At 42.6% G+C, this 13180-nt stretch carries 11 protein-coding genes; all 11 read left to right on the plus strand.

Annotated elements, in window-relative coordinates; genetic code table 11:
* Positions 1-682 (plus strand): S-layer homology domain-containing protein (locus tag JV16_RS02295; protein WP_042534070.1); only part of this gene is annotated, 682 nt, incomplete at its 5' end.
* A 127-nt stretch (positions 683-809) separates the two neighbouring features.
* On the plus strand, positions 810-2879 hold the full coding sequence (locus JV16_RS02300; protein ID WP_042534072.1) for an alpha-glucuronidase family glycosyl hydrolase: 2070 nt from the start codon (positions 810-812) through the stop codon (positions 2877-2879).
* A 16-nt stretch (positions 2880-2895) separates the two neighbouring features.
* Positions 2896-4407, plus strand: a complete 1512-nt coding sequence (locus JV16_RS02305; protein WP_042534074.1) for a GH39 family glycosyl hydrolase — start codon at positions 2896-2898, stop codon at positions 4405-4407.
* A 44-nt stretch (positions 4408-4451) separates the two neighbouring features.
* Positions 4452-5405 carry a sugar kinase gene (locus JV16_RS02310; protein ID WP_042534076.1) on the plus strand — a complete coding sequence of 318 codons (954 nt, stop codon included), beginning with the start codon at positions 4452-4454 and terminating at the stop codon, positions 5403-5405.
* Between the two features lie 16 nt (positions 5406-5421).
* Entirely contained in the window at positions 5422-6078 is a 657-nt protein-coding gene (locus JV16_RS02315; RefSeq protein WP_042534078.1) for a bifunctional 4-hydroxy-2-oxoglutarate aldolase/2-dehydro-3-deoxy-phosphogluconate aldolase, read from the plus strand.
* Between the two features lie 315 nt (positions 6079-6393).
* Positions 6394-7809: a glucuronate isomerase gene (gene uxaC / locus JV16_RS02320; protein ID WP_042534080.1), complete on the plus strand. Its 1416-nt coding sequence runs from the start codon at positions 6394-6396 to the stop codon at positions 7807-7809.
* 7 nt (positions 7810-7816) lie between these two features.
* Positions 7817-8932, plus strand: coding sequence for a mannonate dehydratase (gene uxuA, locus JV16_RS02325; protein WP_042534082.1), 1116 nt, complete (start codon positions 7817-7819; stop codon positions 8930-8932).
* Positions 8908-9753 carry an SDR family oxidoreductase gene (locus JV16_RS02330; RefSeq protein ID WP_042534084.1) on the plus strand — a complete coding sequence of 282 codons (846 nt, stop codon included), beginning with the start codon at positions 8908-8910 and terminating at the stop codon, positions 9751-9753. The genes uxuA and JV16_RS02330 overlap by 25 nt, the downstream gene beginning before the upstream one ends.
* A gap of 515 nt (positions 9754-10268) precedes the next feature.
* Entirely contained in the window at positions 10269-11063 is a 795-nt protein-coding gene (locus tag JV16_RS02340; RefSeq protein WP_042534386.1) for a Nif3-like dinuclear metal center hexameric protein, read from the plus strand.
* A gap of 40 nt (positions 11064-11103) precedes the next feature.
* Entirely contained in the window at positions 11104-11778 is a 675-nt protein-coding gene (locus JV16_RS02345) for an SGNH/GDSL hydrolase family protein (RefSeq protein ID WP_042534088.1), read from the plus strand.
* Positions 11779-11848: 70 nt separating this feature from the next.
* Positions 11849-13174, plus strand: coding sequence for a xylose isomerase (gene xylA, locus JV16_RS02350; protein WP_042534090.1), 1326 nt, complete (start codon positions 11849-11851; stop codon positions 13172-13174).
* Positions 13175-13180: the final 6 nt, after the last annotated feature.

The following is a 13180-nucleotide window of genomic DNA, read 5'->3' on the forward strand; positions in this document are numbered from 1 at the left end:
GCGCGTGAACGATGACGGTTCACTTACCCCAGTACCGACAACGTTTGTTGGCAACAAAGCAGTCATTAAATCGTTGACGAACTCGACGTATGTTGTTGTGGAAGGAACACATACATTTAGTGACATCCAACCACATTGGGCGAAAGGTTATATTGAAACACTCGCGGCAAAACAGCTTGTCAAAGGGATGACGGACACAACATATCGACCAAATGATCGGATGACGCGCGCGCAATTTGCGGTGTTGCTCGTACGGGCGCTAGGATTGCCGAGCGAAACGTATGACGGTCGCTTTGCTGATGTGAAGGGAACGGAGTGGTTTAACAAGAACGGTGAATTAGCAGCGGCAGTCAAGTTCGGAATCATTCAAGGAAAAACAGCTTATATGTTTGCGCCGAATGAGCCAATCACTCGCGCACAAGCAGCTGTCATGATCGAACGGGCATTGAAACTTTCGATCGTTGGCTATGATGAGGCAACAAGCGACAAAACGAAAAAAGTGACAGATTTCCGCGATGCAAAACAATTGCCAACATGGGCAAAACAGGCGATTGAAGCAGTATACCAAGCAGGCATCATGCAAGGACGAGATAGCGGAAACTTTGATCCGACAAGCCATGTGACGCGTGCCGAAATGGCGAAGGTGTTAATGGATATTTTAGAGTTGACAAAACTTATTTAAAGCAGTGAAAGAGCAGGGTTAGTTAACTAACCCTGTCTCCGTGATGAAAATTGAGTAAACGTTGAGAGCGATCTTTCTTCCAAACATATTTTTCGGATATTATGCCTTTTAAAGAGATAGAGTACAAATGAAGGGAGTGAATCGAGTGATACAATACGAACCATGCTGGCTAAGATATGAGAAAAATGATCAGTATAAAGAACCTTGTTTTGAAACAATTATTGCGAAAGAGTTATCTCCTATCTTCTGTGTTGCGTTGGAAGAGTTAAAATTCGCAATTACCTCAATGTTTGGTATTGAACCAAGTGTCATATCAATATCAAAGCCTATGGAAAGAAGCTTCATTTGGATTGGTACTCTTGATGATAAAGAATTGAAAGACGTATTGTTGGATAGCGAAAAGTTTCGCTCTATGTATTCAGATGCGTATATCATTCGATCGCATATTCATAATGGGAAATTGCGAATATATATTGCTGGAAAAACAAGTGCAAATACATTGTATGGTGTATTTCATTTTTTACGACTGTTGCAAATGAAAGAAGATATACATCATTTATCAATTGTTGAACATTCGAACAATTCTCTGCGCATGATTAATCATTGGGATAATATGGATGGTGGCATCGAACGGGGGTATGCAGGAAAATCTATTTTCTTTGATAATGGTCAGTTTACGAAAAATCGACGTAGAATAAAAGATTATGCAAGATTACTCGCGTCAGTAGGTATTAATGCAGTCTCAATTAATAATGTCAATGTACATCAATTGGAAACAAAATTAATTACAGAGGAATTTTTACCAGAGGTAGAGGAAGTTGCTGGGATTTTTAGAACATACGGAATTAAAACATTTTTGAGCATTAACTATGCTAGCCCAGTAGAAATTGGAGGACTTTCAACTGCAGATCCTCTTGATCCTCAGGTGCGACGGTGGTGGAAGGAAACGGCGAAACGCATTTATCAATATATTCCTGATTTTGGCGGCTTTGTGGTCAAAGCGGATTCCGAGTTCCGTCCTGGCCCATTTACATACGGGCGTGATCACGCGGAAGGGGCAAACATGTTGGCGGAGGCGTTGGCGCCGTTTGGGGGGCTCGTCATTTGGAGATGTTTTGTCTATAACTGCCAGCAGGATTGGCGTGATCGGAGGACCGATCGGGCAAAAGCGGCCTATGATCACTTCAAACCATTAGATGGGCGGTTCCGCGAGAATGTTGTCTTGCAAATTAAAAACGGTCCGATGGATTTTCAAGTAAGAGAACCGGTTTCTCCGCTATTTGGCGCGATGCCGAAGACAAATCAAATGATGGAAGTCCAAATCACCCAGGAATATACGGGACAACAAAAACATTTATGTTTCTTGATCCCACAGTGGAAAGAGGCGCTTGAATTTGATACGTACGTAAATGGAAAAGGGTCAGAAGTGAAAAAGGTGATCGATGGATCGCTATTCGGCTATCGATACAGTGGGATCGTGGGGGTATCCAATATTGGCAATGACTCAAACTGGACCGGGCATACGTTGGCGCAAGCGAATTTATATGGATTTGGGCGGCTCGCTTGGAATCCAGATTTGTCTGCCGAAGAGATTGCAAATGAATGGATCGTACAGACGTTCGGAGATGATCCACAAGTCATCGAAGCGGTAAGCTGGATGCTTCTTGCTTCATGGAGAATCTATGAAAATTACACCTCTCCGCTTGGCGTCGGCTGGATGGTGAACCCGGGACACCATTATGGACCTAATGTGGATGGATATGAATATTCGCATTGGGGGACATACCATTACGCCGACCGCGATGGGATCGGAGTTGACCGGACGGTTGCCACCGGAACTGGGTATACGGCGCAATACTTTCCAGAAAATGCGGCTATGTACGAGTCACTTGACACTTGTCCGGATGAGCTGCTCTTGTTTTTCCATTACGTTTCGTACACTCATCGACTACATTCAGGGGAAACAGTCATTCAACATATTTATAATACCCACTTTGAAGGGGTTGAGCAGGCGAAACAGTTGAGGAAACGATGGGAACAGCTGAAGGGGAAAATTGACGAAAAACGGTATCATGATGTATTAGAGCGATTAACGATTCAAGTAGAGCATGCCAAAGAATGGCGTGATGTCATCAATACGTACTTTTATCGGAAGTCAGGGATTGATGACCAATATGGGCGAAAAATTTATCGGTGAATAGGGGGAGAGGAGCATGAAGATCGTAAACGTACCAAGCAACGGGAGGGCGCAGTTTAAAAAGAACTGGAAATTTTGCGTTGGCACCGGGCGGCTTGGTCTTGCCCTGCAAAAGGAATATCTTGATCACTTGAAACTCGTGCAAGAGAAAATAGGATTTCGATACATTCGCGGCCATGGCTTGCTTTCTGATGATGTCGGAATTTATCGAGAAGTCGAAATCGATGGGGAAATGAAGCCTTTTTACAACTTTACGTACATCGACCGGATTCTTGATTCGTATTTAGTTTTGAATATTCGACCATTTATTGAACTCGGATTTATGCCAAAAGCGCTTGCCTCAGGAGACCAAACCGTCTTTTATTGGAAAGGCAACGTTACGCCTCCGAAAGATTATAGCAAGTGGCGTGATCTCATTGTGGCGGTCGTTTCCCATTTCGTTGAGCGATACGGAATTGAGGAAGTGCGGACATGGCCATTTGAAGTGTGGAACGAACCTAATTTGGTAAATTTTTGGAAAGACGCCGACAAACAGGAGTATTTTAAGCTGTACGAGGTGACAGCCCGAGCGGTAAAAAGTGTAGATCCTCATTTGCAAGTCGGGGGACCAGCCATTTGCGGAGGGAGCGATGAATGGATTACAGATTTTCTCCACTTTTGCGCCGAACGGGGGGTGCCTGTTGATTTTGTCAGCCGACATGCCTATACATCGAAGGCGCCGCATAAGAAAACGTTTGAATATTACTATCAAGAGCTTGAGCCGCCAGAAGATATGCTAGAGCAATTCAAAAAGGTGCGCGAGCTGATTCGGCAATCTCCGTTTCCGAATTTGCCATTTCATATTACGGAATACAACACATCATATAGTCCGATTAATCCGATTCACGATACCCCACTCAATGCAGCGTATATTGCCCGCATTTTGAGCGAAGGGGGCGACTATGTGGATTCATTTTCATATTGGACGTTCAGTGATGTGTTCGAGGAAATGGACGTTCCGAAGGCGTTGTTTCATGGAGGTTTTGGTCTAGTGGCACTCCATTCGATTCCAAAGCCGACATTTCATGTGTTTGCGTTTTTTGATGCATTGGGAGAAGAACTATTGTATCGGGATCCAGAAATGATTGTGACAAGGAGAAATGACGGAGTAGTTGCTTTAATATTATGGAATTTAGTCATGGAAAAGGGAGAAGGGTTTGAAAAAGAGATAATCGTTGATATTCCTGTTCCATTTTCAAACATTTTTATTAAACGGCAAATAATTAATGAACAATACGGTAATCCGTGGATTGTATGGAAACAGATGGGGAGACCCCGTTTTCCAAGAAACAAAATGGTAGAAACATTGCGACAAATAGCACGACCACATACGCTTACAGAACGCAGAGAAGCAATGGATGGTGTTTTGCGGCTGTCTGTCATGTTAAGAAAAAACGAGGTGACACTAATCGAAATCGAACATGTGAATGACGAAACATATAGCTATGTTGGTTTAGACGATAAAGAACTGACATCATATTTTTCATAGAAGTAGCTTAATGTATGGAAAATGAATCATGGTGAGGGAAGAAGATGGACGTTATCACAATAGGGGAGTCAATGGCTGTATTTACACCGATAAATAGCGGGCAAATGAAACAGGCGACCACATTTGTAAGGACGATTGGTGGTTCAGAGTCAAATGTTGCTATCGGGCTTGCCAGACTAGGACATCGTGTCGGATGGATTAGCAAAGTCGGGGATGATGAATTTGGAAAGGCAATTTTATCTTTTTTACGAGGTGAGGGGATAGACATTAGTCAAGTAAAAGTTGTTCCTAAAACGTTCACGGGAATTTATTTCAAGGAAAAAAGAAGACATAATGATACACGTGTTTACTACTATCGTCGTGGGTCGGCAGCAAGTCAGCTGTCCCCAAGTGATTTAGACGAAGAATATATCTCTAAGGCAAAGTATTTGCATATCACCGGGATTACTCCCGCGTTGAGTAAGAGTTGTGAAGAAACAATTTTTGCAGCGATTGCTATGGCACGATATTACAAAGTTAAAGTTGTTTTTGATCCTAATATTAGGATGAAATTATGGTCAAATTTAGATGTAGCAAGAGACGTACTGTTTCGCATTGCTATCCAGTCGGATATTATTCTTCCTGGAATTACAGAGGTTGCGTTTTTATTAGGTGATGGGACAATTGAAAAATGGGGGAGACAGTTGATTGAAATGGGGGTATCCCTTGTGGTTATCAAACTTGGAGAAAGAGGAGCCCATTATTTTACAAAAACGAATCATGATTATATTCAAGGTTTTCCAGTTAAATATGTTGTTGATCCAGTAGGAGCTGGTGATGGTTTTACAGCTGGCTTGTTGTCTGGATTGATTGATGGTCTTTCTGTGGCAGATGCTGTGCGTCGGGCGAATGCGGTTGGGGCACTTGTAACAATGGTAGAAGGAGACACAGAAGGAATGCCGGAGCGTGAGGATGTAGAACGGTGGATAGGTCAACAGAGAGAAGATGTAACGAGATGAAGGAGAAGGAGAAAATATGGATGTGAAGTTGCGTATTCGAGACATAAGGGTGGTTCCTGTAATACGTGGGGCAACGGTCGATAATGTCATCCCAATAGGGTTAGCACTACAACGTGGAGGGATTTCCATTATGGAAATTACTATGGAAACCTCGGAAGCACTACGTGCACTAGAGAAAGCGGTGATAGAGCTAGGAGAAATGGTCATTGGTGCAGGAACAGTTCTTGACACTGAAACAGCGAGTCGGGCGATTGCTACTGGAGCGCAGTTTATTGTTTCTCCGTTCCTTTCCATTGACGTCATTCAGATGACAAAACAAAATCGTGTCGTCAGTATCGCTGGTGGATTGACGCCGACGGAAATTGTGAACGCTTTTCAACATGGGGCCGATATGGTGAAAATATTTCCCGCCCATGTATTTGGACCAAACTATATTCGAAGCTTAAAGGAACCGCTCCCCCATATTCCCCTAATAGCAACGGGAGGCATCAATACGAAAACGGCTGGAGAGTATATAAAAGCGGGAGTAGATGCCATTGGAGTGGGAAACTCGTTAGTAAGTGTCAAGGACGGATTAGGAAAGGACCGATGGAAGATTATTACCGAACGAGCTGCTCAATGGGTCTCGATTGTACAAAAAGAGAGGGAAAAGAAAACGAATGAATTATATTAAGAAAAAAAGAGAATTACAAGATGATCTCCACAGTCAAGCAAAGTCAATAAATATTCCAGAGGTTCGGTACGCGACCAGTTGTATGAGGTGCTGAAGGAAAAGATTTTGCGGCCCATCTGGTCTTGATTGGGACATTATTATTTCTCATTGCAAGCAGATTTATCGGTTGATTGCGAATAAAGAAGTGGAGTAAGTGCGTCAGATGACGGAAGGGCATTTGTGGATTGTTGAAATTGAAAAAGGCGTAAAGAAAAGAAAATATCCTCGTTATTTCGTATAAGTTATCAGAAGTTTCGGTTTGTGGAGGGAAACAGTGTGCAACCATTCATTCATGAAAATTTTTTGTTGCAAAACAAGCATGCCGAAGTGTTATACCATGACTATGCCAAATCGCTGCCGATTATTGATTATCACTGCCATTTGAGTGCGAAAGAGATTGCGGAAGACCGACGATTTCATGATATGACGGAGCTTTGGCTTGAAGGGGATCATTACAAATGGCGGGCGATGCGGGCGCTGGGAGTGGAAGAAGAATATATTACAGGGAACGCTGCTCCTGAGGAAAAGTTTCAAGCATGGGCGAAAACGGTGCCGTATTGCATCGGAAATCCACTCTATCATTGGACACATTTAGAGTTAAAACGCTATTTTCAAGTTGATCTCCTTTTGAATGAAGAGACATGGCGCGAAATTTGGGATCATTGCAACACCTTATTGAGACAGGAGAAGTTTTCAGCCCGCTCCTTTATCGTAAAGTCCAATGTCGAGTGGATTGGGACAACGGACGATCCACTCGACGATTTGGTCGATCATCAAAAAATCGCCCAAGATCCGTCGTTCCCTGTAAAGGTTGTTCCGTCCTTTCGTCTCGATGCTATTATAGAAATTAATCGCTCGTCTTTCTTGGATTATGTGGAAAAGCTAGGGGAGGCAGCTGACCTGTCGATTGAGGATTACGGCCAGCTGTTGCAAGCCATTGAAAGCCGAGTGCGTTATTTTCATGCGGCAGGGTGTCGGATGGCTGATCACGGTTTTGAATCGCTGCCGTATTCGGAATGCGGTTGGAATGAAGTCAACGCCATTTTTCAAAAACGAAAAGATGGGTTTGTTCTCAGCCGTGAGGAGGAGGAAAAATATAAAACTTTTACTTTATGCTTCTTAGCTCGATTGTACCACTCACTTGGCTGGGTGATGCAACTGCACATCGGTTCGATTCGAAATACAAATGGAAAAATGTTTCAGCGCCTTGGTCCGAATACAGGATATGATTCGATTCACGATTTTTTCCTTGCCCAGCCGTTAAATGCTTTTCTCAATGAGCTAGAGCGTGGCGATCAACTGCCCAAAACGATTGTGTATACATTAAACCCAGCTTATAACTATGTTGTCGCATCAACGGTCGGCAATTTTCCATCAGAAGGGATAAAAGGGAAAGTTCAATTTGGCGCAGCTTGGTGGTTTAACGACCATCAAGATGGCATCATAACACACTTAACAGATCTTGCCAATGTCGGCGTGTTAAGTACATTTGTCGGGATGTTGACCGATTCAAGAAGTTTTTTATCTTATGTACGTCACGAGTATTTTCGCAGAATTGTATGCAATTTGATTGGTTCATGGATAGAAAAAGGAGAGGTTCCGCAAGACTATGCCTTTTTAGGGAAAATTGTTCAAGATTTATGTTACTTCAACGCGAAACAATACTTTCAAGTCGTCGTGAGTGGGGGATGAGATCGGAATGAAAATGACGTTTCGTTGGTTTGGAAAGGATCATGATACTGTTTCGTTGGATTATATTCGTCAAATTCCAGGGGTTGAAGGAATTGTCGGAGCGTTATATCACATTCCTGTAGGGGAAGTATGGCCGCTCGAAGATATATTGGAACTAAAGCGGCAAGTGAATGAAAAAGGATTTCATCTTGAAGTCATTGAGAGCGTCAACGTTCATGAAGATATTAAACTCGGTCTGCCCTCACGGGATCAATATATTGAAAACTATAAACAAACGATTCGCAATTTGGCGAAAGCCGGGGTCAAAGTCATTTGTTACAACTTTATGCCGATTTTTGACTGGACTCGTTCCGACTTAGCCAAAAGGCGCCCTGACGGGTCGACGGTGCTCGCCTACGAGAAACAAAAGATTGAACAGATCGATCCGGAGGAAATGATCCGCCGCATTGAAAGCGGGGCGAACGGGTTTTTGCTTCCTGGATGGGAACCGGAGCGATTGAAAACGATTAAGCCGCTCTTTGCTTTGTACAAAGAAGTGACAGAAGACGATTTATTTGAACATTTACGCTACTTTTTGGAACAAATCATTCCTGTTGCAGAAGAATGTGTCATTCGGATGGCTCTTCATCCTGATGATCCGCCTTGGTCGGTGTTCGGATTACCGCGGATTGCGACCAATAAGGAGAATTTGGATCGAATCGTCCACATGGTCAACAGCCCAGCGAACGGATTGACATTATGTTCGGGATCGCTTGGAGCCAATCCGAACAATGATATTTCGGACATCTTCCGCCACTTTTTGCGGATGGGACGGGTGCCATTTGCCCATGTGCGGAACGTCGAAATTCACGCGAATGGCGATTTTGAGGAAACATCTCATCGCAGCTGCGACGGTTCATTGAATATATGCGAGATTATGAAGGCGTTGCATGAAGCTGATTTTCAAGGGTACATCCGACCGGATCACGGCCGGATGATTTGGGGGGAACAGGCGCGTCCTGGTTACGGGTTGTACGATCGGGCGCTTGGCATTATGTACTTGCTGGGCATTTGGGATAGTTTGGAGAATGAGAAAAAGAGGCGAGAAGGTGAGAAGGCATGCTCCCGATCCATCCAAGTTTAAAAGGCAAGGTAGCGGTTGTAACGGGCGGAGGTGGAGTGTTGTGTAGCTGCATGGCGAAAGAGCTCGCCCGCCAGGGAATGAAAGTGGCGATTTTAAATCGAACGTTCGAGAAAGCTGAAATCGTAAAGAACGAGATCGAAGAACAAGGCGGCAAAGCGCTGGCCATTCAGTGCGATGTGCTTGATGTCGAACGTGTCAAACAAGCGGCGGAAACGATAGCGGAAGTTTACGGACCGTGTGATGTTTTGATCAATGGAGCAGGCGGCAACCATCCGCAAGGCATTACGACAAAGGAAGTATTCGAGCTGCAGGATCTTGGGAATCGAGAAATTACAACGTTTTTCGATTTGACGGCGGAAGGATTTTCTTATGTTTTTGATTTAAATATTCTCGGCACTATCGTTCCGACGCAGCATTTTCTTAAACAAATGATAGGCAGAGGAGGATCAATCATTAATATTTCTTCGATGAGCGCCTCGCGACCGATGACGAAAGTGCCAGCGTATAGTGCAGCTAAAGCGGGGATTGAAAACTTCACAAAATGGCTGGCCGTGCATGTTGCTGAGGCTGGAGTTCGGGTTAATGCTATTGCGCCGGGATTTTTTTTGACAAAACAAAATGAACATCTTCTTAAGCGTTCGGATGGGTCATATACAGAGCGGACAAAAAAAATTTTGGAGCATACTCCGATGAGACGTTTAGGCAATTCGGAAGATTTATTAGGAACGCTACTTTGGTTAGTAGACGAACAGACGAGCGGATTTGTTACAGGGGTGACTGTTCCAGTTGATGGGGGCTTTTTAGCTTATGCAGGTGTATAAAAGTTTAAAGGATAAAATCATTTTTTTCTCTCTATAATAGTATACTAACCTTGGTAGAGAGTAAAAAACAAAGGTGGAGAAACGATGCGTTCTGGTCTGTTAGTAAACGTCAAATAGCTCCACTTTTTTGAAGATCGGGGCTTATATTATTTAGTTATCTGATGAAAAGCAATACAGGAAACAGGGAGTGCGGTTGATCAAGGAAGTACTGGATCCAATGCGTCTTTGTCTGACAAATTCGTCTTGAGCAGCTGATCAAAAATCGCAAAAAGTAAAATATTACCATAAATCTAAAGAAGTCGGATGTATATTTTTAGGAATTTATTTTCGACTGTTTCTATTGAACAGAAAATGCAATTGCGTAGGAACATGCTTTCAGAGCAGCGGCGATATGTGTTGAAATACAAGAAAAGGAAATTTAAATCGAAACGTCAGCAAGTTCGGTTGTTTTTTAACATGAAAGTTCATCTCGAAGAACTGGGAATTTTTCAATTCCTCTCGAAAGGAATGGGATGATGGTAATCATTGTTCAAGATGTGTTGGATCAATTAATGGCGCCAGTAGAGAAATTTCCAAATACCGTGGATACCCTTAAGTATGGCGATCCGAATATGGAAGTAAAGGGGATTGCGATTAGTTTCATGCCTACATATCGTGTAATACAGCAGGTTGTTTCGGCAGGGGCTAATCTTCTCATCACCCATGAAGGATTATTTTACAGTCACACTGACAATACGGAGATACTAAAAAATGACTCTGTATATCAGAAAAAAGTTCGTTTAATCGAGGAATCAGGAATTGCTATCTATAGATTTCACGATTATTGGCATCGATATCGGCCAGATGGAATTACGATCGGCTTAGTTCGCGCTTTAGAGTGGGAGCGGTATGTTTCCGAGTATCAACGGACTGTGACAATTTTAAATATTCCTGAAATGACGGTAAGAGAAATTGCTGAGTATGTAAAGAGAAGACTAGGGATTCCGTTTGTTCGCGTTTCCGGGGATGTATCAGCCCGATGCATCCGCATTGGAGTGTTGGTGGGCTATAGAGGTGGAGGGGCTTTATCTATCCCGTTGTTTGAAAAGGGGAATCTCGATTTGATTATTTATGGGGAAGGTCCGGAATGGGAGACTCCGGAATATGTTCGGGATGCTGTATATCAAGGAAAACAAAAGGCTTTGATTGTGCTGGGGCATGCTGAAAGTGAGGAACCAGGTATGGCGTACTTGTCTGAGTGGCTGAAAACAATATTTACAAGCATACCGATTTATTTTATTCGTGAAGAGCCTGTATTTCATGTCTTTTAAGCCGAAACAATCTTGTTGAAATTCTAAGAGGGAGATGGCGATGAGAATCAGTAAAGGACAAAAACTGTTATTTATTGGTGATTCCATAACGGACTGCGATCGTGCTAAGCCAGAAGGGGAAGGTCTATTCGGGGCATTAGGTACAGGATACGTATCTTATGTCAATGCTCTCCTTCAAACTGTTTATCCAGAACTTGAGATAAGAGTGGTTAACAAAGGGATAAGTGGCAATACGATTCGGGACTTGAAAGCAAGATGGCAAGAAGATGTTATGCATGAGCGACCAGACTGGGTATCAATTTTAATCGGAATTAACGATGTTTGGCGGCAGTACGATGCTCCTTTTATGAAAGAAAAGCATGTGTACTTAGATGAATATGAAGAGACTTTGCGAACACTTGTGACAGCAACAAAACATTCAGTCGAAGGAATCATTCTTATGTCGCCATTTTATATAGAAAGTAACAAATTAGATGCCATGCGCTATACAATGGATCAGTATGGTTCCGTTGTCAAAAAAATTGCGCAAGAGACAAACAGCCTATTCGTCGATATACAAGGGGCCTTTGATAGATTACTAAAATTTTTTTATCCTGCAGCACTAGCTTGGGATCGTGTTCATCCGTCAGCAACAGGGCATATGGTTATTGCTCAAGCTTTTTTGGTAGCAATTAATTTCGAGTGGAAAAAGAATTGTGACAACTTTGTTTATTAGATAGACAAACTAACTTACAACTGTTATAATTCAACTTGAAGATTTTATTAAAATCGGGGAGGAATCCGACATGGTTTATTTTGAAAACGTTAACAAGGTAGTCTATGAAGGACCAACATCGAAAAATCCATTTGCTTTTAAGTTTTATAACCCAGAAGAAAAAGTTGGGGACAAAACAATGGAGGAGCATTTGCGGTTTTCGGTGGCATATTGGCACACATTCGTTGGGGACGGTACGGATCCGTTTGGTATTGGTACGGCAATTCGTCCGTGGAACCAATATAGCGGAATGGACTTAGCAAAAGCACGTGTTGAAGCGGCGTTTGAATTGTTTGAAAAGTTGGACATTCCATTTTTCTGCTTTCATGATGTTGATATTGCGCCAGAGGGAGATACTCTTGCAGAGACATACAAAAATTTAGATGAAATTGTTGATATGATTGAACAATACATGAAAACAAGCAAAACAAAGTTGCTTTGGAATACAGCTAATTTATTTACACATCCTCGTTTTGTACATGGTGCAGCAACTTCTTGTAATGCAGATGTGTTTGCGTATGCAGCAGCAAAGGTGAAAAAAGGGTTAGAAATTGCCAAACGACTTGGTGCAGAAAACTATGTATTTTGGGGCGGACGTGAAGGCTATGAAACGTTGTTAAATACAAATATGAAGCTTGAACTGGACAATTTAGCCCGCTTTTTGAACATGGCGGTTGACTATGCGAAAGAAATTGGCTTTGACGGACAATTTTTAATTGAGCCAAAACCGAAAGAACCAACGAAACATCAATACGATTTTGATGTCGCTACAGCGTTAGCATTTTTACAAACATATGGACTAAAAGATTATTTCAAATTTAACATTGAAGCAAACCATGCGACATTGGCAGGTCATACATTTGAACATGAACTTCGTGTCGCACGTATTCATGGTATGCTAGGATCAGTTGATGCAAACCAGGGAGATATGTTGCTCGGCTGGGACACAGATGAGTTCCCAACAGACTTGTATGCAACTACACTTGCGATGTATGAAATTTTACAAAATGGCGGTCTTGGTCGTGGTGGATTAAACTTCGATGCAAAGGTCAGACGCGGTTCATTTGAACCAGAAGACTTGTTCTACGCCCATATTGCCGGTATGGACAGCTTTGCAATTGGATTAAAAGTCGCGTACCGTTTAATTGAGGATCGAGTGTTTGAATCTGTTGTTGAAGAGCGGTATAAAAGCTACACAGAAGGAATTGGCCGCGATATCATTGATGGAAAGGCCAACTTCCATACACTAGAGGCATATGCATTAAATCTTCGCGATATTTCCAATCGTTCAGGGCGGCAAGAACGTTTAAAAACGCTACTTAACCAATACTTACTTGAAGTTTGTGTAGCTCGTTAACGAAAT

Origin of the sequence: Anoxybacillus ayderensis (assembly GCF_000833605.1) — a bacterium.
GTDB classification, from domain to species: Bacteria; Bacillota; Bacilli; order Bacillales; family Anoxybacillaceae; genus Anoxybacillus; species Anoxybacillus ayderensis.

Coding starts and splice junctions, on each gene's coding strand:
- JV16_RS02300 (WP_042534072.1), top strand. CDS start 810: ATGAAGGGAGTGAATCGAGTGATACAATACGAACCATGCTGGCTAAGA.
- JV16_RS02305 (WP_042534074.1), top strand. CDS start 2,896: ATGAAGATCGTAAACGTACCAAGCAACGGGAGGGCGCAGTTTAAAAAG.
- JV16_RS02310 (WP_042534076.1), top strand. CDS start 4,452: ATGGACGTTATCACAATAGGGGAGTCAATGGCTGTATTTACACCGATA.
- JV16_RS02315 (WP_042534078.1), top strand. CDS start 5,422: ATGGATGTGAAGTTGCGTATTCGAGACATAAGGGTGGTTCCTGTAATA.
- uxuA (WP_042534082.1), top strand. CDS start 7,817: ATGAAAATGACGTTTCGTTGGTTTGGAAAGGATCATGATACTGTTTCG.
- JV16_RS02330 (WP_042534084.1), top strand. CDS start 8,908: ATGCTCCCGATCCATCCAAGTTTAAAAGGCAAGGTAGCGGTTGTAACG.
- JV16_RS02340 (WP_042534386.1), top strand. CDS start 10,269: ATGGTAATCATTGTTCAAGATGTGTTGGATCAATTAATGGCGCCAGTA.
- JV16_RS02345 (WP_042534088.1), top strand. CDS start 11,104: ATGAGAATCAGTAAAGGACAAAAACTGTTATTTATTGGTGATTCCATA.
- xylA (WP_042534090.1), top strand. CDS start 11,849: ATGGTTTATTTTGAAAACGTTAACAAGGTAGTCTATGAAGGACCAACA.